21 protein-coding genes are annotated in these 24,754 nt (G+C 59.2%); 6 read left to right on the plus strand and 15 right to left on the minus strand.

The window, feature by feature from the left end:
• Positions 1–45: 45 nt before the first annotated feature.
• The gene (bla, locus tag QD409_RS23370) at positions 46–939 is read right to left on the minus strand and encodes a class A beta-lactamase (protein ID WP_092844360.1); all 894 of its coding nucleotides are present in this window, start codon (positions 937–939) and stop codon (positions 46–48) included.
• Positions 940–1,108: 169 nt separating this feature from the next.
• Here bla and QD409_RS23375 point away from each other — a divergent pair, with 169 nt between their 5' ends.
• Positions 1,109–1,987 (plus strand): LysR family transcriptional regulator, encoded by an 879-nt coding sequence (locus tag QD409_RS23375; protein ID WP_092844358.1) that lies wholly within the window; start codon positions 1,109–1,111, stop codon positions 1,985–1,987.
• 108 nt (positions 1,988–2,095) lie between these two features.
• Here the strand turns inward: QD409_RS23375 and QD409_RS23380 are convergent, their stop codons facing one another.
• From QD409_RS23380 to QD409_RS23405, 6 genes are all read right to left on the minus strand, one after another.
• Positions 2,096–3,598 (minus strand): globin-coupled sensor protein, encoded by a 1,503-nt coding sequence (locus QD409_RS23380; protein ID WP_092844356.1) that lies wholly within the window; start codon positions 3,596–3,598, stop codon positions 2,096–2,098.
• Positions 3,599–3,973: 375 nt separating this feature from the next.
• Positions 3,974–4,996, minus strand: coding sequence for an LLM class flavin-dependent oxidoreductase (locus tag QD409_RS23385; protein ID WP_092844354.1), 1,023 nt, complete (start codon positions 4,994–4,996; stop codon positions 3,974–3,976).
• 191 nt (positions 4,997–5,187) lie between these two features.
• Positions 5,188–5,682, minus strand: a complete 495-nt coding sequence (locus QD409_RS23390; RefSeq protein WP_092844353.1) for a histidine kinase — start codon at positions 5,680–5,682, stop codon at positions 5,188–5,190.
• A gap of 109 nt (positions 5,683–5,791) precedes the next feature.
• Positions 5,792–6,313, minus strand: coding sequence for a hypothetical protein (locus tag QD409_RS23395; protein ID WP_208858606.1), 522 nt, complete (start codon positions 6,311–6,313; stop codon positions 5,792–5,794).
• A 105-nt stretch (positions 6,314–6,418) separates the two neighbouring features.
• Positions 6,419–6,754, minus strand: coding sequence for a hypothetical protein (locus tag QD409_RS23400; protein WP_430763790.1), 336 nt, complete (start codon positions 6,752–6,754; stop codon positions 6,419–6,421).
• Positions 6,755–6,995: 241 nt separating this feature from the next.
• Complete coding sequence (locus tag QD409_RS23405; protein ID WP_092844351.1) at positions 6,996–7,427, minus strand: Lrp/AsnC family transcriptional regulator; 432 nt, start codon at positions 7,425–7,427, stop codon at positions 6,996–6,998.
• 138 nt (positions 7,428–7,565) lie between these two features.
• Here QD409_RS23405 and QD409_RS23410 point away from each other — a divergent pair, with 138 nt between their 5' ends.
• On the plus strand, positions 7,566–8,669 hold the full coding sequence (locus tag QD409_RS23410; protein ID WP_092844349.1) for a saccharopine dehydrogenase family protein: 1,104 nt from the start codon (positions 7,566–7,568) through the stop codon (positions 8,667–8,669).
• A gap of 160 nt (positions 8,670–8,829) precedes the next feature.
• On the opposite strand, the gene ydiJ is transcribed toward QD409_RS23410, so the two are convergent.
• The 4 genes from ydiJ to hglS form a co-directional block, all read right to left on the minus strand.
• Entirely contained in the window at positions 8,830–11,865 is a 3,036-nt protein-coding gene (ydiJ, locus tag QD409_RS23415; protein WP_430763791.1) for a D-2-hydroxyglutarate dehydrogenase YdiJ, read from the minus strand.
• Positions 11,866–12,000: 135 nt separating this feature from the next.
• A complete protein-coding gene (locus QD409_RS23420) occupies positions 12,001–13,236 on the minus strand; it encodes a pyridoxal phosphate-dependent aminotransferase (RefSeq protein WP_430763792.1) in 1,236 nt (411 codons plus the stop codon).
• A 5-nt stretch (positions 13,237–13,241) separates the two neighbouring features.
• Complete coding sequence (amaB, locus tag QD409_RS23425; protein WP_430763793.1) at positions 13,242–14,774, minus strand: L-piperidine-6-carboxylate dehydrogenase; 1,533 nt, start codon at positions 14,772–14,774, stop codon at positions 13,242–13,244.
• A 59-nt stretch (positions 14,775–14,833) separates the two neighbouring features.
• Positions 14,834–16,228, minus strand: a complete 1,395-nt coding sequence (hglS, locus tag QD409_RS23430; protein ID WP_430763794.1) for a 2-oxoadipate dioxygenase/decarboxylase HglS — start codon at positions 16,226–16,228, stop codon at positions 14,834–14,836.
• Between the two features lie 103 nt (positions 16,229–16,331).
• Here hglS and QD409_RS23435 point away from each other — a divergent pair, with 103 nt between their 5' ends.
• The 3 genes from QD409_RS23435 (at position 16,332) to QD409_RS23445 (ending at position 18,707) form a co-directional block, all read left to right on the plus strand.
• The gene (locus tag QD409_RS23435; protein ID WP_092844339.1) at positions 16,332–17,243 is read left to right on the plus strand and encodes a LysR family transcriptional regulator; all 912 of its coding nucleotides are present in this window, start codon (positions 16,332–16,334) and stop codon (positions 17,241–17,243) included.
• 121 nt (positions 17,244–17,364) lie between these two features.
• The gene (locus QD409_RS23440) at positions 17,365–18,456 is read left to right on the plus strand and encodes an LLM class flavin-dependent oxidoreductase (RefSeq protein ID WP_092844337.1); all 1,092 of its coding nucleotides are present in this window, start codon (positions 17,365–17,367) and stop codon (positions 18,454–18,456) included.
• Positions 18,453–18,707, plus strand: a complete 255-nt coding sequence (locus tag QD409_RS23445; protein WP_430763795.1) for a hypothetical protein — start codon at positions 18,453–18,455, stop codon at positions 18,705–18,707. Before QD409_RS23440 ends, QD409_RS23445 begins: the two co-directional genes overlap by 4 nt.
• Positions 18,708–18,770: 63 nt before the next feature.
• Here the strand turns inward: QD409_RS23445 and QD409_RS23450 are convergent, their stop codons facing one another.
• The 4 genes from QD409_RS23450 to QD409_RS23465 form a co-directional block, all read right to left on the minus strand.
• Positions 18,771–19,580 carry a mechanosensitive ion channel family protein gene (locus QD409_RS23450; RefSeq protein ID WP_430763796.1) on the minus strand — a complete coding sequence of 270 codons (810 nt, stop codon included), beginning with the start codon at positions 19,578–19,580 and terminating at the stop codon, positions 18,771–18,773.
• A 121-nt stretch (positions 19,581–19,701) separates the two neighbouring features.
• Complete coding sequence (locus tag QD409_RS23455) at positions 19,702–21,168, minus strand: sensor domain-containing diguanylate cyclase (RefSeq protein WP_092844333.1); 1,467 nt, start codon at positions 21,166–21,168, stop codon at positions 19,702–19,704.
• Between the two features lie 200 nt (positions 21,169–21,368).
• The gene (gene mntR / locus QD409_RS23460; RefSeq protein ID WP_092844331.1) at positions 21,369–21,818 is read right to left on the minus strand and encodes a manganese-binding transcriptional regulator MntR; all 450 of its coding nucleotides are present in this window, start codon (positions 21,816–21,818) and stop codon (positions 21,369–21,371) included.
• A gap of 98 nt (positions 21,819–21,916) precedes the next feature.
• Positions 21,917–23,227 (minus strand): Nramp family divalent metal transporter, encoded by a 1,311-nt coding sequence (locus QD409_RS23465; RefSeq protein WP_092844329.1) that lies wholly within the window; start codon positions 23,225–23,227, stop codon positions 21,917–21,919.
• A 706-nt stretch (positions 23,228–23,933) separates the two neighbouring features.
• Here QD409_RS23465 and QD409_RS23470 point away from each other — a divergent pair.
• On the plus strand, positions 23,934–24,754 hold an 821-nt coding region (locus tag QD409_RS23470), incomplete at its 3' end, for a HAMP domain-containing protein (protein ID WP_430763797.1).

Genomic DNA, 24,754 nt, shown 5'->3' on the forward strand with positions numbered 1-24,754 from the left:
GTTGGTAATGTTCAAAGGAGAATGCGGTCGTCGAATGCGTGAGTTTCAGATCGAGGCGGCAATGCGGCCGATCTCGGCGATGACGGCATTGCGTTCGTCCGCGGCAATTCCAGGTATCTCGCAATAGGCCGTAACGATGATGGGGGCGCGGTTTGAAGGCCACAGCACTGCGATGTCGTTGGCATTGCCGACCTTGTCGTCGCTTGTTCCGGTCTTGTCGCCCACCAGCCAGTTTTTCGGAAGGCCGGCGCGCAGGCGGGCATCTCCCGTCTTGGTCATGATCAGCCATGCAGCCAGCTGCGATCGCGATGCCGGCGAAAGCACATCGGTAAACAAGAGCCGCCGCAGGTTCTCCAGCATGGCGGCGGCTGTCGTCGTATCGCGCTGGTCGTCCGGCGTGTCGTGGTAGTTCAATTCGGGCTCTATACGGTCGAGATGCGTGATCTCGTCGCCGAGGCTCCGACAGAAGGCGGTCAATTCCTTCGGGCCGCCAAAGCTGGCAAGCAACAGGTTCGCTGCCGCATTGTCGCTGAGCGTCACGGCCGCCGCACAGAGTTCCGCGACGGTCATTCCTGTCTCGCCCACATTCGCTTCGGTCGCTGGCGAGTTACCGAGGAGGTCGCTTTTCGTGTAGTGAATGCGCCGATCGAGCTTTTCCTCGCCCTTGTCGACGCGTGAAAGCACCAGAGCTGCCACCAGCGCCTTGAAAGTGCTGCACATCAGGATGCGCTCGCCGGCGCGGTGCTCGATGCGCTTGCCGCTTCCCATGTCGAGAATGCTGACGCAAATGCGTCCTGGATGCTTGCTTTCGAGTGCCGCAAGCTGCGCTTCACCCGAATTATCGTCCGAGGCGCGCCCAATCCCGCTTATCCCCGCCAAAACAGGGAGCGCAAGCAAACTGCCGGCAAGGCTTTGCCGGCGTGACAATAAGATCGTCATCTTGTTTCCATTTCGATTCATGCTGAGCAGAAGCCTGCATATCAGGTCCCGCGGATGTCATTGGGACCTTGCAAATCAGCTTGCGAGGCGGACTATGCCGCTGCTTCGTGCCCTAGACAAACGATCAATTTTGGGCTTAGGCATGAGAAAAACTTGGGCTTAGGACACAATGGACATCTCACAGCTTCCGCTGAACGCCCTGCGCGTCTTCGAGGCCTCGGCGCGACATTGCAGTTTCACACGGGCGGGGTTGGAGCTTCGGGTAACTCAGACCGCAGTCAGCCATCAGGCCAAGGCGCTGGAGGACGTGCTGGGGGTGACGCTCTTCAAACGCCTGCCTCGCGGCCTTGCTTTGACCGACGAGGGACATGCGCTGCTGCCGGTGCTGACCGATGCGTTTCGCCGCATGAGCGCCACGCTCAGCCAGCTGGAGGAGGGGAATTTTGCCGAGATCCTCACGGTCGGTGTCGTCGGCACTTTCGCCATTGGCTGGCTCTTGCCGCGCCTCGGCAGCTTCAAGGCGCAGCATCCGCATGTCGACCTGCGCTTGAAGACCAACAACAACCGCGCCGACATGGTGCTCGACGGGCTGGATTTCTTCCTGCGTTTCGGCGACGGCGCTTGGCATGGGACCGAGGCGATCCATTTGATGGATGCGCCGCTGTCGCCTGTTTGCACGCCTGCTATTGGCGAGCGATTGCGCACGCCTGCCGATCTTGCCGATGTTGAACTGTTGCGATCCTACCGGATCGATGAATGGTCGCTGTGGTTCAGGGCCGCGGGCTTGCCGCCTCCTCATCTCCGGGGTTGGATGTTCGATTCGTCGCTGACGCTGGTCGAGGCCGCGGCACGCGGCGTTGGCGTCGCGCTCGTCCCCGTTGCCATGTTTTCGCATGACATCGAAGCCGGAAGGATCATGCAGCCGTTCCGGATCACAGCTATGACCGGAAGCTACTGGTTGACGCGGCTGAAATCGCGGGCGGAAACAGCATCGATGAAGGCGTTTCGCCAGTGGCTGCTTGCGGAAATCGAGGAAATGCCGGGATAGGGCACGCAGCCGAAAACGACCCCAGACTTGCGTCTGGAGCCGTTCGATCCGAAGCCCTTGAAGTGTGGTTAGCCTTCAAACGACCGGCGTTGGTGCGTAGCAGCCGCCTCAGCTGGCGAGCTTGAGCCTCACGGCGCCGGTCCGTGCGCCCGAGCGCACCGTCTTGAAACGGCCGACCAGACCGGCAAGTTCGTTGCTGATATCGGCAAGGTGGCGGGTCGAGGCGTTCGTCTCTTCCATCAGCGCCACATTCTGTTGAGTCATCTGATCCATGTTGCGGACGGCGGAGTTGATCTCGCTGATGCCGACGGCCTGTTCCTGTGCCGAGCGGGCGATGGCGCCGACATTTCTGTCGATGGAGGCAACCTGGTCGCCGATGAGCGCCAGTGCCTCGCCGGTGCGATTGACCAGCTCGACGCCGCGGCGGACGTCATTCGACGACCGGTCGATCAGGTCCTTGATCTGCTTTGCGGCGCTGGCCGAACGCTGGGCCAGTTCACGCACTTCCTGGGCGACGACGGCAAAGCCCTTGCCCTGTTCGCCCGCTCTGGCAGCCTCGACGCCGGCATTCAATGCCAGAAGATTGGTCTGGAAGGCGATGTCGTCGATGACGGAGATGATATCGGTCATCTTGCGCGAAGAGGTTTCGATATCGTCCATGGCCGAGACGGCCTCCTGGACGACCTGCCGGGAGCGCTCGGCCTCGGACGCCGATTCCTTGACGATCGCCTGCACTTCGCGCGTCCGCTCGGCCGTCTGTTCGGAGATCGTGGTGATCTGTTCGATGGCCGCCGCGCTTTCCTCCAGCGCGGACGCTTGCTGTTCCGTACGCCGCGCCATGTTGTCGGCGGCCGAAGAGATCGATCCGGCTTCGTCGCGGACGCGGGTCACCGAATCCTCGATGCGCTGCATTGCTGTCCCGAGAGAGCCGAGCGATGCGTTGTAATTGCTCTTGAGAATTTCGAACTCAGCGGAGAGCGCTTCTGTGATATCAGCCGTCAGATCGCCGTTTGCCAAGCCGTTCAGCGCGACGCCGAGCGCGTTGAGCGCGCGCTCCTGTTCCTGTTGTGCTGCCGCCCGCTCGCTTTCCGCCCGGTCTCGTTCGTCGGCCAGCACCTGAAGATAGACGGAGATGCCGTAATCCATGTCGACGAGGGCTGCCTTGATGATAGCCGACAGGCGACGCGACAGTGCCTGTTCATGCTTGCGCTGCAGCATGCCCTTGAGCTGCTGTGCGACGATTGCGCGCACCATGCCCTCAAGGATCACGGCATAGCCGCCGATGTACCAACGCGGCTCAAGCCCGAGGCGCGCATGAGTGCGGCCGACGGCCGAGACCGCTTCGACATAGTCCGGGCCATATTTGCCTGATGCGATCGTCTTCCAATGCTCTTGCTGCTTGGATTTCGCATGTGCCACATGCTGCTGCGACGAAAAGAACTTCGACATTGCCGGATGCTTGACGATCTTCTCGTAGAAGACGTCGAGAGAACCTTTGACGGCAAGTTCGATAATCGGTTGCAACTCCGTAAGGGCCTGCCGGGCATCTTGCCCCAGTCCCACGAAGTCGAGCCGGTCGTCCAACTCGTTCATTTTCGATGCACGCACCATGATCTGCTCCAATGAAGAAATTACAAGCAGTTAGGGCACAGTCATGGTTAAAAATTTATTAGATCGGCGGTTGTTTTYGCGTCTCGACCCTGCGCATTTCCGCGCACCCGTCGGCGCTTAGGCGGCTCGGTGCATCGTTGTCCGGCTTGACTCGATCTGCCGAAGGCTGATTCACATCACCACTTATTTCGCCGTGGAGCGTTTGGCATGGGAAGCTTAGAGTCGGCAGATGGATAAAGCGCAACAGCTCCCATTGTCGTTGCGGCGTGTTGTCGATCCCATCCAAACCGAGAGCGTGGTCAGACGCTGCCCGCAAATGTAAATTTTGCGGGCAGTTACAATGATCGCCTGACAAGCTTGTTTCGCTTCGATTGCTCAGCGCCATCCGAGCGCGGGAGCGACGTGGGTGAGGATGGCCTCGATCACATGCGCGTTGTATTCGACACCGAGCTGGTTGGGGACCGTCAAAAGCAGCGTGTCGGCTGCCGCGATGGCCTCGTCCTTCGCCAATTCCTCGATCAGCACATCCGGCTCGGCGGCATAGCTACGGCCAAAGATGGCCCGCGTCTTTTCATCGATGAAGCCGACTTTGTCGGCATCCTTGCCGCTGCTGCCGAAATAAGCGCGGTCGAGATCGTTGACCAGCGCGAAGATACTGCGGCTCACCGAGACACGCGGTTCACGCTTGTGGCCGGCCTCTTTCCATGCCTCGCGAAAGACCCTGATCTGATCGGCTTGCTGGACATGGAACGGCAGGCCGGTCTCGTCGTCCTTGAGCGTCGAGCTCTGCAGGTTCATGCCGAGCCTCGCCGCCCATGCGGCTGTTGCGTTGGAGCTTGCGCCCCACCAGATTCGGTCGCGCAGACCCTCGGAATGCGGTTCTAGACGCAGCAAACCGGGCGGATTGGGAAACATCGGCCGGGGGTTGGGTTGGGCAAAACCTTCGCCGCGCAGGATGTCGAGCAGCACCTCCGCATGCCGCCGGCCCATGTCGGCGTCGCTCTCGCCTTCGGTCGGCTCGTAACCAAAATGCCGCCAGCCGTCGATCACCTGTTCGGGAGAGCCGCGGCTGATGCCGAGCTGCAAGCGGCCTCTGGCGATCAGATCGGCCGAGCCGGCATCTTCCGCCATGTAGAGCGGGTTCTCGTAGCGCATGTCGATGACGGCGGTGCCGATTTCGATGCGGCTGGTCTTGGCGCCGACCGCCGCCAGCAGCGGAAATGGCGAAGCAAGCTGGCGCGCGAAGTGATGCACACGAAAATAGGCGCCATCCGCGCCGAGTTCTTCGGCGGCGACTGCGAGATCGATTGACTGCAGAAGTGTGTCGGAGGCAGAGCGCGTTTGCGATTGGGGTGAGGGTGTCCAGTGGCCGAATGAAAGGAAACCGATCTTCTTCATAGGCCCACTCCATAGTGCTTGGTTCGCTCAAGCCTATCTCATCGCATGATTTCGACCGGGGATACAAGCGCGGTGAAGGTATCTCGCCTGCGCCTCCAGCCTACCTCCAAACAAAAAGAGCCCGCAATTGAGCGGGCCTAGAATATTGTAGCCTTGGAGGCCGCTGCACCGCAGCCTCCGGCTGAAGGTCGTTATTTCGCGGGCTTGATGGAGCCGATGATGTCGAGCACTTCCTGCTTATGCTTGTCCTGGTCCTCCTTGGAGCCCCAATAGGTTAGCACGAGGATCTTGTTCGGCGCCGGAGAAAGCACGCCAAGATTGATGTTGACTGCCCCGTTTTCGTCGGTGCCCTGCCAGTTCAGGATCGAGAGCTTCATCCCGTTGACTTCGTTGCTGTCGTCGTCCTTGCGGGTGCTGTCATCGACCTTGACACCGTTCTTGTCGAGAAAGCTGATGGCATCGCCGACGACTTTCTCGACGTTGTCACCGCTTGCAACATCGAGTGCAAAATAGATGGCCGAGTCCGGTGAGTTCGCGTCGATACCGGATTCGGTTTCCTTCGGCTTCCAGCTATCGGGAACGGTGACGCTGGCAACCGGCGCGTCGCTCGGGAAGGCGAGCGTCTTGGCATTTGCAAGCATCGGGAATGCCACGAGTGCAGCGGCGAGAAGTACTATCTTTTTCATGGGGGCCTCAATTCGTCCGTGAGCTATGGTTTCAAGTCAATCCCCTTGGGTGCAGGGCCTGACGTGGTTGCCGGCCGCTGTCATGGCGGCCGAAAGGGTGTCGCCGATTTCAGCTGCCCGAGGCGATCTCGAAATCCTCATCGAAGGACGAGGTCTTGCCCGAGGTCATGTCATGCAGCGTGTAATGAAGCTTGTATTTTCCGGCGGATAGACCATCCACGGTCAAGGTCATGTCGAACTTGAACTCCATATTCTGCTTGTGGCTCTGCAGGCGTGTATCCATATAGCCCTGCTTGCCCCAAAGGACCTCGCCGCCGGCATCGACAATGTCGAGATCGGCAATCAGGTGCATTTCATAGAGATTGCCGGGCAGCTGCTTCCAGCCATAACCGATCGGTTCGCCATAAGTGATGATCGGTTCGCCGGGCTTGAAAACCTTCGAGTCGCGCTCCTTGTAGACGCCATAGCCATCGGATGTCTGGGAGACGAACACCACGTTCTGTTGCGAAAAGGGAACCTTGCTCCAGGCCTCGACCGTGGCCTTTTGCGCCGCAGCGAGATCTGCCAGCGGATCGGCATGTGCTGCGGTTGCAAGGGAAGCTGCGAGTATCAGTCCAAGGGCTCGTCGCATGATACTCTTTGATCCATACAGCAGGTTGTTGATGAAGGAGACGCTGTAAGGAAGAGGAGACGCCACGACGTCTTACGCCGCGGTGTCTGCATCTTCCGGCCCGCCCTATTCGTGGATGGTGTAGTTGCCCAGCTCGCACAGGTTCTGGGTGTCGGTCGTCGTGTCGAGATTGGATCCCTGCTCGAACTCGAACTTCATGTCGTATTTGCAGACGGCCCGGCCGTCGCCGATCATGATTTCAACACTCTCGCCGGGGCTTAGTACTTGCTTGCCGAAGACATCGTCTTCCCAATTGTTGACGCCGACCGGTGAGGTGTAGAAGTTGGTGAGAACGGACTTGGTGCCATTCTTGAGCGTGAAGACCAGGTCTTCGGCATTTGCTACGCCCGTAAGGCAAAAGAACACTGCCGACCCCGCCAAGGCGAAGCGAAATCTCGTCATGGAATTATGCCCTTATGAAAAAGCTGTGACGTAATTCTTCTAAGACTTTCGATAGGCGGGAGCCATATATATTGCGCGCAGTGTCGGCCCATTTTTGGGTCGAAACCTCAGCTCGAGGGTGAGGAGCCGCGTCGGTGACAAATTAAGCGCTGGCGACGCACAATTCCGATCATCCGCGGTCAGCGACCTGCTCGTTTTCGACATCGAGGGAGGGTCAATTCCGCCCTGAACGAAATTGCTTTCAGCGGGCGATTCGCGTCGAGAGGATAATGGACGACAACGTTCGTTCGACCCCGTCGATCTTGCCGATTTCATCGATCAGCTGATCCAGTTCGGAAATTGATGGCGCTGCGACGATGGCGATCAGGTCGAAGGAGCCGCTGACGGAGTGAAGCGTCGTCACGGCATGGATCGCGTCCAGCGAAGCCGTCACGGCAGACAGCGCCTTCGGCGCAATAGTGATCAGAACATGCGCACGGATAAGGCCGGAAAGATAGGCTTCCGAGAGCCGCACGCCATAGCCCGCAATCACGCCTTCCCGTTCCAGTCGCTCGAGCCGGGCCTGGACCGTCGTTCGTGATAGCGAGAGCTTTTTGGCCAGCGTCGCCACCGGCATGCGGGCATTCTGGCCCAGCAACGCCAGCAGCTCGCGGTCCTTGCCTGTTACCTGCATGATAGTTCCTGCATTTTGCAAAACATGATCGTCATATTGCGCAATTTTATACAACGAAATGCGTTTTTTGTCGCTATGAATCGTTCAGCCGCTGCCTACACTTATAAAAATCTTATTCATGAAACGCAGGGGAATAATATGAAAGACATAGTGGTCATTGGCGCAGGCAAAATCGGCGGCGCGATTGCTTTGATGCTTGCCGAAACCGGCGATTACAAGGTCGTCGTCACCGATCGCAGCCCCGAGCAGCTTGCCAAGATCGACCGCCACGCCGCGATTTCGACCGCAGCTGTCGATATTACCGACCGCGCGGCACTGGTGGATGTTTTGAGCGGAAAGTTCGCCGTTCTGTCGGCAGCTCCCTTCCATCTCACCGGCCTTGTCGCCGAAGCGGCGCTCGAAGCAGGCGTTCACTACCTCGATCTCACCGAAGACGTCGCGACGACGAAGAAGGTGGAAGAACTGGCTCAGAACGCGAAGACTGCATTCATTCCGCAGTGCGGTCTGGCACCGGGCTTCATTTCCATCGTTGCCAATGATCTCGCCAAGCGTTTCGACAGCCTCGACAGCGTTCGCATGCGCGTCGGCGCGCTGCCGCAGTATCCGTCCAATGCGCTCAACTACAATCTGACCTGGAGCACGGACGGCCTGATCAACGAATATATCGAGCCGTGCGAAGCCATCGTTGAAGGCAAACTCGTCACCGTGCCGGCTATGGAAGAGCGCGAGGAGTTCTCCCTCGACGGCGTTACTTATGAGGCTTTCAACACCTCCGGTGGCCTCGGCACGCTCGCCAAGACACTCTCCGGCCGTGTCCGCACGATGAACTATCGCACGATCCGCTATCCCGGCCATCAGGCGATCATCAAGGCGCTGCTCAACGACCTGAACCTCAAGAACCGCCGCGATGTGCTGAAGGATCTGTTCGAAAATGCACTGCCCGCCACCATGCAGGACGTCGTCGTTGTCTTCGTAACGGTCTGCGGCTGGCGCGATGGTCGCTACATGCAGGAAACCTATGCCAACAAGGTCTATGCGGGCATCGTTGCCGGCAAGAAGATGAGCGCCATCCAGATCACCACGGCTGCCGGCATCACGACCGTGCTCGACCTGCTTGCCAATGGCAAGCTTCCGGCCAAGGGCTTCGTCTGCCAGGAAGAAATCGATCTTGCCGATTTCCTCGCCAATCGCTTCGGCCAGGTTTATAGCCTCGAAAAGATCCGCATGAGAGAAGCAGGCTAAGCATCGCTTGCATATGATCATTTGCATGTGGCGCCCATTGGGCGCCACATTTGTTTTGCGGTTGCTAAAGCATGGCGCACAGAAGCGAGCGCTTGCGATAGTGATATGAGTAAAACCAGGAACTAAGCGCAAGGCTGAATCTGAAAGATTGCGCGGCGTTTCAGCCGATCAAGCCGTTCAGGATCTCGATGGGATGTGGGGTGGTTTGGCGATCCATTTTGGCAACCTGCGAACGACAGGAAAAGCCTGTCGCCATGACCACGTTTTGGTCGCTCTTCTCGGCGATCTTGGCCTGCCAGCTCATGGCGTAGAGCTTTTCCGATATGGCCCGATTGCGCACCTCGTGGCCGAAGGTGCCGGCCATGCCACAGCAGCCGACGTCGGCAATATCGAGTTTGATGCCCAACTTCTGGAACAGCAAAGACCATTGTTTGAGGGCAGCAGGCGCGTTCGTCCGCTCTGTGCAATGGGGCAGCAGCGTAAAGCGCTCCTGGAAGGAGGTTCGCGGTTGTGGCAGGCGTTCCAGATTGGCCGCGAGCCATTCCTGAAGCAGCAGCACCGGTGCCTGCAGCCGGGCAGAGGGCAGGGCGGCATATTCGCTGCGATAGGTCAGCGTCATCGAAGGATCGATGCCGACGAGCGGAATGCCCATTTGCGAGATGCGGTCGAGATAGTCACGCGATTTCGCCGCCTCCTTTTCGAAACGGCCGAGATAGCCATGCACATGCAGGGCCTTGCCGTTCGGCTGCGAGGTGGCGAGCCAGGGTTTCACGCCCATTTTCAGGATGAGCTTGAGTGCGGCAATGACGACGGCCGGGTCGAAATGAGTGGAGAAGACGTCGGCGACGATAACGACTGCGCGGGCGCGTTCCTCCTCCGAGAGCTTCTCCAGCTGTTCAGGAGTGGCGATCCTCACGCCAAGACGATCCGCCTCCCGTTCGAGTGAAATCGCGGGCATGGCCGGAAGCGCGGTGAGACCGGCAAGTCGCATCAGGGCCCGGCCGGCACCGGAACCGGTCAACAGATTGTAGGCGGGCTTGAAGCGCGCCATCAGTGGCAGCGTCGTTTCGATGGCGGCGACGATCGGATCCTTCAACGGCCTGAGATAGCGGCCGTAATAGAGCTCCAGAAACTTCGACCGGAAGGCGGGAACGCTGACCTTGACTGGACATTGGCCCGCGCAGGCCTTGCAGGCGAGGCAGGTGTCCATCGCCGCCCGCACCTCATGCGAGAAGTCGTCTCGGTTCGCCGGATTGAGTGAGTTGATCACTCGTCGGAAAAGGTTGGCAAAGCGGTTGGCGCGACGCTGCGCCTCGGCCTCACGCCGGGGATCGACACGCCGCTCCGCAAGGAGGCGTAGCCATTCGCGCATCAGCGCTGCGCGACCCTTCGGCGAGTAGCGCCTGTCGCCTGTCGCCTTGAAGGACGGGCACATTGGGCTCGCGGCGTCGAAATCGAAACAGGCGCCGTTGCCGTTGCAATAGGCAGCATTATCGAAGGCGGCGCGGATATCATTGCCGATGATGCGATCGAGATCGCCGCGCAGCGGCACCTCGTCGATCTTGAGGAGCGGCCGCGATGAGCCCGAGGCGATCTTGCCCGGGTTGAGCCGGTCGCCGGGATCGAAGGCGCGCTTAATCTCCTGCAGGCTCGGATAGAGGTCGCCGAAGTAGTCGGGTACATATTCCGAGCGCACGCCCTTTCCGTGCTCTCCCCAGAGCACGCCGCCATATTTGCGGGTGAGAGCAACGACGCCGTCGCTGATCTTGCGAACGAGTGGTTGATGGTCGCCGCGCGTGAGGTCGAGGGCCGGACGTACATGCAGCACGCCGGCATCGACGTGGCCGAACATGCCGTACTCAAGGCCTTCGGCATCGAGAAGGGCCCGAAATTCACTTATATAGGCTGCTAGATGCTCGGGCGGGACGGCCGTATCCTCGACGAACGGCACGGGGCGCACCGGCCCTTCCACATTGCCGAGCAGGCCGACAGCCCGCTTGCGCATCGACCAGATCGCCTCGATCTCCGGCCGTTCGCGGGCGATGGTGTAGCCCTTATGGCGGGCAGGCGCACCGGCGTCGAGAACCGTTGTCACCTCGGCGAGCTTGCGCTCCAATTCCGCATGGTCGTCGGCCAGCACCTCGACGATGTTGATGCCGTTGGCCGGGCCGGATGGATCCTCGGGAAAGAAGCGGGCAATGCCGGTCCAAACGATGTCGGCCTTTGCGAGACCTAGCACCTTTTCGTCGACCGTTTCGACCGAGGCGACCTTCATCGCCACCAGCAGCCGGGCATCTTCGAGCGCCGTATTGAAATCGTCGTAGCGGATGTTGATGAGCGCGGCTTGCGCCGGGAGCGGCAGAACATTGAGCTCGGCCTCGGCGATCATGGCAAGCGTGCCTTCAGAGCCGCAGAGGATCGCGTTGAGATCGAAGCGGCCATCCTCGCGCCTGATATGGGCGAGATCATATCCGGTCATATAGCGATTGAGCTTCGGGAAGGTGGCCTCGATGAGGTCGCGCTTGTCATTCGCGATCCGGTCGACGGCCCGGTAGATCTCGCCAATCCGATCAGGCCGTGCTTTGATCTCTTCCAGTGCAGCGCCGTTGAGCGGACGTGACCACCAGTCGCTGCCGTCCGAGAGCACGACGCGAAGGCCGAGAACATGGTTGCTCGTTTTGCCGTACAGGCACGAACCCTGGCCGCAGGCATCCGTGGAGATCATGCCGCCGATCGTGGCGCGATTGGAAGTGGAAAGCTCAGGCGCAAAGAACAGCCCATACGGCTTGAGCGCCTTGTTCAGCTGATCCTTGACGACACCAGCCTCGACGCGGGCGATCTTTCGAACTGGATCGATCTCCACAATCCGGTTCATATGTCTGGAGCAGTCGACAACGACGCCTGAGGTCAGCGATTGTCCGTTCGTTCCTGTGCCGCCGCCGCGGGGTGCAATCGTGATGTCGGAGAAAGCGGGCTCCGACATTGCTGCTGCAATGATCTTCAGGTCGTCGGCGCCGCGCGGATAAAGAATGGCGGCGGGCTTAAGCTGATAGATGGAGTTGTCGGTTGAAGCGACCGTCCGGGCGCCTTCATCCATCTCCACGTCGCCGCAAAAGCCGAGTGCAGCCAGCCGACGCGCGAAGGCGCCGATCTGGTGTTGCAAACTGTCTTTCGCCGAAACGAGGCGTGGTATCATGGTACGAAGGCTTCCGGCGTTCTACGCTATGACTAGAGCATTCCGTTTTCTAAACAGAATTATGGAAATACTCTATCTCTTTGTTTTCGCGCAATTCCGGACGCATAACCGCTTTGCGCTTTGACGGGAATTGCCCTAGCGTCGGAGAGCTGCGCAGGCCCTTTCGATGCGATCGAGAGCTTCGACGAGATCGGCTTCCGATGTCGCATAGGAAATGCGGAAATACGGTGACAATCCGAAGGCAGAGCCGGGTACGACGGCGACATGCGCTTCATCAAGCAAATAGGCACAGAAATCCGCATCCGTGGCGATGGTCTTTCCGGATGGCGTCGTCGTGCCGAGAACGCCTGCGCAACCCGAGAACGTGTAGAAGGCGCCTTCCGGCACGAGGCAATCCAGGCCTTCGATGGCGTTGAGTCGGCTGACGACGAGGTCGCGACGCTTCTGGAAGCTTGCAGTGCGTTCCTTGAGGAAATCCTGCGGGCCATTCAGTGCTGCGATGGCGGCTGCCTGACTAACCGAGCAGGGGCACGAGGTTGCCTGGCTCTGGATGACGGCCATGGCTTTGATCAGCGCCTTCGGGCCACCGGCGTAGCCGATGCGCCAGCCGGTCATGGCATAGGCCTTGGAGACGCCATTGACGGTCAGTGCTCGGCTCCTGAGCCGCGGCTCGATTGCAACGGGCGTCGTGAAACGGAAGCCGTCATAAACGATGTGCTCATACATGTCGTCGACCATCAGCCAGACATGCGGATGACGCAGCAAGACCTCGATCAGCGGCAGATAATCTGCTTCCGAATAGGCCGCGCCCGATGGATTCGACGGCGAGTTGAGCAACAGCCAGCGCGTCTTCGGGGTGATGGCCTTTTCAAGCTGGTCCGCCTTGAGACGGAAGCCGGCCGCGGCGTCACACGGGATAAGCACGGGCACGCCGCCGCAGATCTCGACGATATCGGAATAGGAAGTCCAGTACGGCGTAGGGATGATGACCTCGTCGCCCGGATTGATCGACGCCATAAATGCATTGAACAGGATCTGCTTTGCGCCGGCGGCGACCGTAATCTCGTCGACGGCGTAGTCGATGCCGTTCTCGCGCAGGAACTTGCCGGCGATCGCCTTCTTGAGTTCGGGCGAGCCGTCGAGAGCCGTGTACTTCGTCTCTCCGCGGTCGATGGCGGCCTTCGCAGCTTCCTTGACATTGTCAGGCGTATCGAAATCCGGTTCGCCGGCGCCAAGGATGATGACGGGCAGGCCTTCGCGCTTCATCGCGTTGGCGCGTGCGCCGATCTGCAGGATTGTCGACACGCCGATGGAGGCGATGCGCGAAGCGGGCTTAAAACCCGCTTCCTCGATGGTGGTGGCGATCGTCATGGAGCTTACTCGATGTCGAAGGAAACGCCCTGAGCCAGCGGCAGGGCCTTGGAATAGTTGACGGTGTTGGTCGCCCGGCGCATGTACGCCCTCCAGGCGTCCGAGCCGGATTCACGGCCGCCACCGGTTTCTTTCTCGCCGCCGAATGCGCCGCCGATTTCAGCGCCCGACGTGCCGATGTTGACGTTGGCGATACCGCAGTCGGAGCCATCTGCCGCGAGGAAGCGCTCGGATTCCTGCATGTCGCGGGTGAAGATCGACGAGGACAGGCCGGCGGCTACCGCATTGTGATCCTCAAGGACTGCATCGAAGTCGTCATAGGGTATGACGTAGAGGATGGGCGCGAAGGTCTCTTCGAAGACCGGGCCGGCCTGCTTCGGCATTTCCACAAGTGCCGGCTTGACGTAGAAGCCATCGGCATGGCCGACATCGACGCGCTCGCCGCCGGTCACCGTGCCGTCATGCGACTTTGCTTCCGCAATCGCCTTCTGCATGCCGTTGAATGCTGCCTTGTCGATCAGCGGGCCAACGAGCGCGGAAGATTGCAGGGGATCGCCGACGGAGACGCTCTGGTACGCCTTCTTCAGGCGCGGCACGAGCTGATCGTAGACGCTCTTGTGAACGAAGAGGCGGCGCAGCGTCGTGCAACGCTGGCCGGCTGTGCCCATGGCGCCGAAAGCGATGGCGCGCAGTGCCATGTCGAGATCGGCGGACGGGCAGACGATGCCGGCATTGTTGCCGCCGAGTTCGAGGATGGCGCGTGCGAAGCGCTTGGCGAGCCGCGGTCCGACATCGCGGCCCATGCGGGTCGAGCCTGTTGCCGAGACGAGCGGCACCTTGGGGTGATCGACCAGAACTTCGCCGATGGCGCGGTCGCCGATCAGCAGCTGCGACAGACCTTCCGGCGCATCGCCGAAGCGGGCAAGAGCACGGTCGAGAATTGCCTGCGAGGCCAGCGCCGTCAGCGGTGTCTTTTCAGAGGGCTTCCAGACGATGGAATCGCCGCAGATCAGCGCGAGCGCTGCATTCCACGACCAGACGGCGACCGGGAAGTTGAAGGCAGAGATGATGCCGACAACGCCAAGCGGGTGCCAGGTTTCCATCATGCGGTGGCCCGGACGTTCGGTGGCGATCGTCAGGCCGTAGAGCTGGCGAGAGAGACCGACGGCGAAATCGCAGATATCGATCATTTCCTGGACTTCGCCGAGGCCTTCGGAGCGGATCTTGCCGGCTTCGATCGAGACGAGGCGGCCGAGATCGTCCTTGGCAGCGCGCAGCTCTTCGCCGAGCAGACGGACCAGTTCGCCGCGCTTGGGAGCGGGCACGAGACGCCAGGCGCGGTATGCGGCATGCGCCTTCTCGATCCGCTCGGCCGCTTCAGCTGCCGAAACGGTCTTGAGGTTGCCGATCTTCTCGCCGGTAACCGGAGAATAGGACGGCATGTCGCCTTGTGTGTAGAGCGCTTTGTCGACGCCGAGCTTTTCGAGGATGGCGGCAGCTTCGGCTGCGACGGAAATGTTCTTTGCTGCGATGTTCATCTTTTGAAACTCCACTTGTCTTTGATCGAAGGTGCGAGCGGCGCTCGGGCCGCGTCGCATCACTCGGCTGCGTCTTGTTTGGACAGCGCCTGCAGGCAGGCGTCGATCGATGCCTGCTCGATGCCGGCATAATGGTCGAATTCGTTCAGCACCTTCATTCCCAGATCGGTTTCGAAGCGCTTCTGGTTCGGGCTTGCGACAAACTCCTGCTGGGCGCCGTCACCAAGGTTGGACTGGAAGATACCTGCGGCGCTGACGGGAAGGAAGTCCTCGTAGACGATGGGGTCGAACTGAACGAGCCCCTGATTGATCAGCGCTTCGATATCGCCGCGGGTCGTTGCTGCGGCCTTGCCCTTGGCCGTCAGCGAATAGGTGAAATAGCCGAGGCTCTCGGCGCGGATAGCCGACCAGTCATCGGGGAACTCGGCAAAGCTCTGGGCAAGCGCGGCCTCATAATCGCGCGCGTTCGATCCGTCGGCCGCAGGCCGCACGATCTTGCGCGAGTTGTCCAGCAGCTTGTCATAGAGCGCACGGCCCTTGGGCGTCAGGGCGATGCCGCGCTGCTCGATTTCGCCGAAGCGTGCGGTATGCGACGCGGTTTCCCAGACGCCGTCGGCATTGCGGAAGGAGACGGGCTCTTCGAGCGCCTTGAACGAAGTCTGGCGCAGCAGGATCGGGCAGGCGCGCGTCGGCGGGCCCTCGACGACGGCCTTGGGCGCAATGCCGTATTCGGGCATCAGCGACTGAACCTGGTCGATGTCGAGCGTGCGCGGCGTCAGATGGTTGATGTGCGGCCCCTTGAACGACACGACATCGGCGATCAGGCGATGAGCATCGTGCAGACGATGATACATGGCGGCATCGACGTTTGCTTCATCGTGCCAGCGGAAGGTCTTAAGCACTTCGTTGACGAAATGCTGAGCATCCTCCTTGCCGAGACCGCCATTACGTTCGGCCTTTTCGGTGAGGGCGATCGCGCCTTCGGTGAAGATCTGGCGCTTCGAGAGAATCTGTGCGGATGCCTCGCGCAGATCTTCATCGGCAATCAGGTCTAGCCGCAGCAGCGAAGTGAAGACGCGGAAAGGATTGCGCTTCAACTCGGCATCGCCGATCGGACGGAATGCCGTGGAGTGTACCGGCACGCCCGCCGTCGAAAGATCGTAATAGCCAACGGGATACATGCCCATGACGGCGAAGACGCGCGCCATCATTGCAAGCTCCGCCGCCGTTCCGAGCCGGATCGCGCCATGCCGTTCCTCGGAAATGCGATCGAGATAGTCGGTCGCCTGCAGGCGCTCTTTCAAGGCCGGCCGAGCAGCCAGCGTTTCGTCGTTGACGCGACCAACCAGCTCCATGAGCGTGCCATAGGCGGGTACTTCTTCACGATACATGGCGGACATAGCGGCCGAAAAGGCGCTGCGTATATCGCTGGTCGAGATGTGATCGGACTTCATGGTAATCTCTTCCTGAAAGGCTACATCATTCCTATAACGCAGAATATACCTAGATTTTCGGCAGGTCTTGTGACAGAAAATTCTAACTTGATGCTGAAATGGAATGACTATGCGTCGCCGCCTCATCCCCGACATCGTCAATCTTCAGGCGTTCGAATGTGCCGCGCGCCATCAGAACTTTTCGCGCGCCGCCGAAGAACTCAATCTGACGCAAAGCGCCGTCAGCCGTCAGATCAGCGATCTGGAGCAGCAGACCGGGTTGAAGCTTTTCGAGCGCGTGAGGCAGCGCGTCGTGCTTTCGGAAGCCGGCCTTCGGCTGCTGCCGGAGGTCAAGGATCTGCTGCTGCGTTCTGAGCGGCTGATGATCGGCGCCGTTGCGGCCGGCCAGATGAAGCTGTCGCTGAAGGTTGCAACCTTGCCGACTTTCGGCACGCGCTGGCTGGTGCCGCGTCTCGGCCGGTTTCTCGACGAACACCAGGATGTCGCCGTTACGGTGGAATCGCGCTCCAAGCCTTTCAGCTTCGATGAGGATAATTTCGATCTTGCCATTCACTACGGCTTACCGGCTTGGGCCGGCGCTGTCGCGACCTTCCTTTGCAACGAGACCGTTCTTCCCGTCGCCAGCCGGGCGCTTGCCGGGCGGCTTGATATGCACTCGCCGGAGGAGTTGGCGGAAGCGCCGCTGCTTCATCTGACGACACGTCCGAAGCTCTGGGCTCAATGGTTCGATCTGCAGGACCTGCCAAGCGAGAATGCCTATCCCGGCGCGCGCTTCGACCAGTTCTCCATGATCATTGCCGCAGCCATAGCTGGGCTTGGCGTTGCGCTTTTGCCCACCTATCTGATCGAGGAGGAACTGAGCGCAGGCACGCTTCTGCCGCTTTTCGATCTGCCGATGCCGACCGAGAACAGCTATTATATCGTCATGCCGGAAAAGAAGCAGACGAACGAAACGGCGACATTGTTTCAGAATTGGCTTCTCAGAGAGGTTACGCCTCAATCGTCGGCAGCCTAGTGCCGATTGATAAATTTTAAGCTTGAAATTCTTTCTCGCGAGCGTCACACATTCTCGTATCGTGTTGCTGCATCTCTGATGCAGCAAAAGGCAGGGTGAACTCGGGGAGGAGCAAGCCACCATGAAGACGCATCCGCTGAAGGGACCGAACCGGCTGAAGCTCGGTGTTTTTTCCGCCAATGCGGATGGTGGACTGGCGATCACCGACGTGCCGGAGCGCTGGACGGCCGGCTGGCAGGATAATTTGACGGCGGCACAGATCGCCGACCGTGCAGGTCTCGAATTCTTCCTGCCGATCGCCCGCTGGCGCGGATTTGGCGGCAAGAACCGCGTGCGCGAATGGTCGTTCGAAACCTTCACCTGGGCCGCAGCCCTTTCGGCGGCGACCGATCGTATCGGCCTGTTCATGACGGTGCATGTGCCGCTCGTCCATCCGCTCTATGCGGCCAAGTCGCTCGCCACGGTCGATCACATCAGCCAGGGACGGGCAGGGCTCAATATCGTTTGCGGCTGGAACCCGAAGGAGTTCGGCATGTTCGGCGTGCCTTTGGTCGAAAAGGGTTATGACCAGGCGGCGGAATGGCTTGAGATCGTCGAAAGGCTTTATGCCTCCGACGAGCCGCTGGACTATGCCGGAACCTACTACAATTTGGAGGAAGCCGTCAGCCGGCCGGCCAGCCTGCAGGCGCCGCGTCCCGTGACAATGAACGCAGCATTTGGTGGTCCCGGCCGCGATTTCGCCGCAGGTCATTGCGACTATCTCTTCACGACCTTTACCGAGATCGCCGAGGCTGGAAAGCATGTCGCCGATATCGGCGAGCGGGCGGAAAAGAACGGAAGGCAGGTCGGAGTCTACACCGTGTGCCACGTCGTCTGCCGCGAAACGCAGGCGGAGGCAGAGGACTACTACACCCGCTATGCCGTCGCCATGGCTGACCACGCCGCCGTCGAGCAGCATATGGCCGGCAAGAAGGAATTCTCGCAATCTCATGATCGTGACGCCTATGACCGCTATCGGCAGCGCTTTGCCGGAGGGGCGGGAAGCTACCCATTGATCGGTACGCCACAAAGAATTGCGGACGAGATGATTGCGATCGCCGAACAAGGCTATGCCGGCATCGCTCTGTCATTCGTCAACTACACGCAGGAACTGCCCTATTTCTGCGATCGGGTGCTCCCGCTTCTGAAAAAGGCCGGGCTTCGAGTGGAGTGACAGAACGACAGGGCAGAAGAAACGAACCGACCCAAATTACGGCAACGCAGGCCGCGACGGTTGCCGTTCCCTGGGCCGGGACATCCTTATCTGCCAGCGGCAACCTCAAACATACCGGCAGCATGTTCTCCAGCACGATCTCGTTCCAGCGGCCGCTTGCGCCGCACCTCAATTTTTCCGTCTCCCTCACGGATCCGCAGACGCTGGTGCCGGCCGGTAATCTGCGTGTCGACTATCGTGTCAGATGGTAGGGCGGGACGTGAGGCCTTATCGCATTTCAAACGGCTGTCAGCATGAACCCGTGGGTGTGCCCGTTACTTGATCGGGATACTGGCCTCGGCAAGCCGGGTCAGCAGCTTTGAGATGACGTCACGACGGGCGTCCGTCCACGACGAGGTTGCCGTCCAATATTCGATCTTCAACACGGCCTGGTCGGCTGAGAGATCGTCCGGATAGACGACGGGCGCTGGGTCACTTTTGACGCGCTCATCCGCTTTGATCACGTCGAGAATGGTCTTGCGCGCAAGCTCCAGGTCAGCACTGTTGCCGATAGTAATCGAAAGTTCCTGCCGGCGATCGGGCTCGCGGCTGTGATTGAGGATAGGCGTGTTCCAAAGCGTCGAGTTCGGCGCCATGAGATAGAGGCCGTCCGCGGTCCTCATCTCCGTTGCAAAGAGCCCAATCTCCTTGATGAAGCCTGTGGCATTGGTCGTTTCGATATATTCGCCGACCTGAAACGGCCGCAATATCAATAGCATGATACCGGCGGCAATATTCTGAAGCGTTCTCTGGAGCGCCAGGCCGATTGCGAGGCCGGCAGCGCCGAAAGCCGCGATGATGGAGGTTGTCTGGACGCCGAACTGCCCGAGGACGGTAATGAACACCAGGATAAGCAAGCTGTAATGCAAGACATTCTGAAAGAAACTTGCCAGTGTTTCGTCAATGCCACGGATGCGAGAGATGACGCGATAGGCCGAGCGGCTGACGATGCTGGAGAGGATCCAGCCGCCGATTAGGAGAATGATCGCGCCGAGGATTGTAAAGCCATAGTGAACCGCAAGTGCGGAGGCCTGATCCAGTGCGGTTCGAGTGGTGATGACGACGTTGGTCGCTTGATCTTCCATTTCAAAACTCCATCTTTTCCGGAAAGCCAAATGAGAAGCCGCAGCTTTTGTTCCCGCTTGGCATACGCTCCGGGATGGCCTGTTCAGTCAGCCGTAGCGACAGAAATATAGGGCTCAGCCGTCAGACACCATGCTTTGCGTGAAGCGTACCGACGCTGGCGGTTGCGGCATAATGGGCTTTCTTGTGCTCATACATTCCAAGATCCGCCCGCTTAACCATGGCTTCGATGGTTTCCCCCTGATGGCTGGTCGCGACGCCGATGGCAACGCTTAGCGGAGAACTGGAATAGAACTGATTGTTGATTTTCAGCAGCTCGTTGATGGTATCGACCATGGCGGAGGCTGCGATTTCATCTGCGCCAGGCATCAATACGGCAAATTCATCACCACCGATCCGGGCCGCGTGATTTGGCTGGGATACCACGCTGTTCAGCACCTCTCCCATACGGCGCAGCAAAGAATCGCCGGCATCGTGCCCGCTCTCGTCGTTGGCCTCCTTCAGGCCGTTGAGATCGATGATGATGGCCGAAACCGGCCGCAGGGATTTGCGTTCCAGCCTGTTGATCTCGTCCATGTAGAAGGCGCGATTATAGAGCCTGGTCAGGACATCGTGCTTGCCGAGATATTCGAGATAGGCTTCCGCTTTCTTCCGGGCGGTAATATCGGTCAGCGCCACCTGCACCAGCGACCAGTCATGTTCGTGGCCGGGGAAGACGGAAAATTGCAGCAGGACGTGGCGTTCGGACCCATCGAGCGCATAGTTCAGCACTTCGCGCTGATGGAAGAGCCGTTCGTTCCAAAGTTCCACCAACTGTCCGCGAAAATGCTTCTCCATATCGTCGCGAAACACTTCGCCGATGCGCTGGTGCAGCGTTTGCCGATCCGGCGCGCAGAACAGGTCGAGTGTCGCCTGGTTGACATCGAGCACGCTGATCTCGCTCATGCATTGCTGGACGAACTCTGGATGCACATCGAGGAAGACCTGGAAATCGACGATGCCCCGGTGGCGGATTCCGTCGAGCAAGATCTTGATGCGACTGAAATCCTCGACCCATAGGGACACGGGCGAATGCTCGAACATTCCTTCCGCGTAGCGCCGCTGGCGCTCTTCCTGTCGTCTCGCTTCCTCGCGTGCGGTCACGTCCTCGGTGGTCAGCAGCAACCGGTCCCAAGAGGCTTCGTGCCCTGGCAGGACGACGCCGCGAAGCTGAATGTCCAGTCTGCGGCCGCCCAGCGTATAATTGATCGCCGTACCCGAGAATTCCGTCCTTCCTTCCCAAAGCGCGACCAGCTCGTTCACATGGCTTTGGAGCATCTCGCCACGGAAGATATTGCAGAGTCCCCCAACCAGCGTCTCGAAGGATTGCGCCTCGAACAGTTCCAGCGTCTTCGCATTGACGGCGAGAACGCTGATCTTCTGCGAGCAGGCTGCGACGCGCTGCAAATCTGCAAGCAGGAAGGAACGTAAATCCGTTACCCCTTCGCTCCGCCAGAGATCGAACTGCTCTTTGACGCCGCTGAAGTCCTCCAGCCACATGGCAACGGGGGCGAGGTCGAATATGGTGGAACTGAATTCCTGGGCGTTCATCATGATTCCCTACGCCGGCAATAAAATCAGTATGCCAAACACTCGACCGGCGGTTCGCTAAATTCTGCTTAGCGAAGATTTGTAAAGCTTGCGTTGATAGGGGCTGATCGGTCAAGCCAGACAGTTGCCGGCGCGCTATTTTCAATTCATTCTTGCTGGAAATGTGCCAAAAATGGCGCTTCACCTCTGATGCCTCGGCGTCAGGTTTTCAAAAAGCGCTCGAAGGCTTCCAGCGTTTTCTCGCTGACATGATGTTCGATGCCCTCGGCGTCATTTCTTGCCGTGTCGGCATCGACGCCGAGACGGCAGAGAACGGCCTCCACAACCTGGTGGCGGCGGCGCGTGGCCATGGCCAGGCGGTGACCTTCGTCCGTCAGGAAGACCCCGCGATAAGGGCGCTGGGTGATCAGGTTTTCCTCAGCCAGCCGCTTGAGCATCTTGGCGACCGTAGGCTGGGTTACCCCCAGTCGTTGTGCGATATCGGTCTGGCGCGCCTCGCCGGCATGTTCTATCAGATCGGCGATGAGCTCGACATAATCCTCCATGAGTTCCGTACGTCGATCATCACGGCTTTTCTGAAACGCCTCCACATGCGTCTCGACCTCTGTCGAAGCAAGACGGCTTTCAGGGGGGGCAGGGGATTTCGCCAAGGCGGTATACCTTCACAAGATTAAGAGTCGCGTGATGATATTTAGCCTCGCCTATAAATAATGCAACACCGTTATGAAACCCCAATGCGCGACATGGATCAGCCGTTGCTAAGACCCGGGATCGGGATGCCGAACGTCTGCAGGAGCAGGATCGCGTTCAGGCACAGGATAACGATCGTCCCGACGATGGCGGCGATATCTGTCAGCCGGCCGTTGGCGAAATTGCCCATGATGGCGCGATTGCGGGTGAACAGAACGAGCGCGACCATCGGAATCGGCAGCGCGAAGGATAGGACGACCTGGCTATAGACAAGCGCTTGGGTGGTGTTAACGCCCATGGGAACCACGACGAATGCCGGCAGCATGGTCACCAACCGGCGCATCCAGACCGGAATGCGGAAACCGACGAAGCCCTGCATGATCATCTGCCCGGCCATGGTGCCGACCGCCGACGATGAGATGCCGGAGGCCATCAACGAGATGAGGAAGATGGTTGCGGCGGCTCCGCCGAGCAGGGGGGTGAGGGTATGATAGGCGCTCTCGATCTCTGCAACGTCGGAATGGCCGGCATGGAAGGCGGCTGAAGCCATGATCACCATGGCCATGTTGACCACGCCTGCGACGGCAAGCGCAATCACGCATTCCCAATTGGAAAAGAGCACGAGCTTACGCCGCTCATTGTCGTTCCGCCCGGGCGCGCGATGCTGGGTGAGGCCGGAATGTAGGTAAACGGCATGCGGCATGACGGTAGCACCGATGATGCCGACAGCGATCGTCAATGCCGTGGAATCAGGGATCGATGGCAGGATCGTACCGATGGCTGCCTGTCCCCAGGCGACCGGCGCGATAAACATCTCCGCGATGTAGCAAAGGCTTATGATCGCGACGAGTGCGCCGATGATCAGTTCCATCGGTCGAAACCCGCGTTTTTCCATCAAAAGGATGCCGTAGGTCACTACTGCCGTAACTGTCATGCCGGCGATGAGCGGCATGTGGAACAGCAGAGACAGGCCGATTGCGCCGCCCAGGAATTCGGCAAGATCCGTCGCCATTGCCGCGACTTCGCTGACGGCCCACATCGCGTAGCGAACGGGCGCCGAAAACTGGTCGCGACAGAGCTCGGCAAGATTGCGGCCGGTGACGATGCCAAGTTTTGCCGAGAGTGCCTGAAAGAGCATAGCGATGAGGTTTGCCGCCAGCACCACCCATAGCAGGGAATAGCCATAGCCGGAGCCAGCCTGGATATTCGTGGCGAAATTACCGGGATCCATATAGGCGATCGAGGCAATGACCGCCGGACCAGCAAAGAGAAGGGCAGACCGAAAACCTTTGCGCCGTCCCGCCAAAACTTCTCTGATCTGCGTATCCGTACGTTCCGACAGGGTCTGTCGGACAAGCGAGTCTGTCATGGGGCTTCTCCAGCTCGTTAAGAAAACATAGCTTAGGCTAAATTTATGTCAACAGGCCATTATTGAGAGTTGTGGCTAATCTTCGGCGCGATCGTCGAACGCGGAAGAGAGTGCTCGGCTATGCGAAGGCGCAAGTTGAGCGATCCTGCCTCTCAATGGGTGAGTGGAAAAGTAAAGTTATATTGAGTTTTAATGTAGTATAAATATCTACATTTGTGTTGTTGTTGCGGAATGTAACCTCTAGTATTATAGTATTTTATCGGATTATCTGGATATCTAGCGCAATGATTGCGAATTTAAGTTAGCACAATTAGTGATTATTGTTTATTTGTTTCTTTTAATATTCAATTTTTGTCATAAATGAATTTATGTAATATTTAATCATATTAACTTTTTTGTCAGGCTATTGTGTTGTTGTCGCATTGCAGCGCTGTCAGCGGTGAGCAGGATGCTCTTCATCTGCGATGCTCCCGATCCCACGGCAGGCAATCATCGGCGCGGGCGCTCATTGCGGCGTGCACGCGATTGTCAGCTCTTCACCAAGAGCAGGCACATCATGTCATTTCTGCAGAACGCCAAAATCAGGACGAAAGTGCTCTCCATCATAATTCCGATCTGCCTGATCGGGATCGCGGGCGTCTTCTTTATATCGAGCCAATATAAGGACAGCGTCGCCACCTATTCGAAATTTATTTCGACGGATGAGATGGCGGCGGTGGAGATGTCCAGAGCTAGCCAGCGGGTGACTGCTTTGAGCTACAACGCCTATCAGATCCTGATTTACAGCTCGAAAGATCCGGAGATGGCGACGTTTTCGAAAGACTATGAGGAGAACAAGAAAGTTCTTTCACAGCGTCTGGCGAACGTCAGGCAGTTGATGCCGTCGGAAGCGGACGCCGTGGATAAATTGGCGGCGAAGGCCAATGACATTATTGTGTTAACAGACCGGGCCGTAAAAGCTGGAATGGTCGATGACAATGACACAGCCACCAAGCTCCTGAAGCAGGCAGACCCGCAGATCAATGCCGAGGTTGTCGCGATTCGCGAGTGGCTCGATACGTTCAATAAGAGCATCGGTGCCAAGAGCGACCTGCTCGACGAGCATGCATCAAGCACCATTACAGAGACGCTGATTGGGCTCGCAATCGTCTTTGCAGCGGCGATTCTGATCGCAATTCTCGTGTCCGCTCGTGGCATCACCGCTCCCATCGAGCGGCTGCGCGCCCGTATGGTGTCTCTGGCCAATGGCAACACAGACGAGCAGATCGCGGGCATCGGACGCCGAGACGAAGTCGGCCAGATGGCCGCGGCCGTTTCGGTCTTCCGTGACAACGCGATCGAGCGCATCCGGCTGGAGCAGGAAACCGCCGCCGGCCGGAGCCTTTCGGAGAAGGAAAGGCTCGAGCGCGAAGCGCAGAAGGCCAAGGACGCTGCAGATGCGCAATTCGCCGTCGACAGCCTGGCGAGCGGTCTGGCCGAGCTTTCGAACGGCAACCTGGTCTATCGTATTGAGAAGTCCTTCGTGGC

It is taken from the genome of Rhizobium sp. BR 315 (assembly GCF_050577975.1).
Lineage (GTDB): Bacteria > Pseudomonadota > Alphaproteobacteria > Rhizobiales > Rhizobiaceae > Rhizobium > Rhizobium miluonense.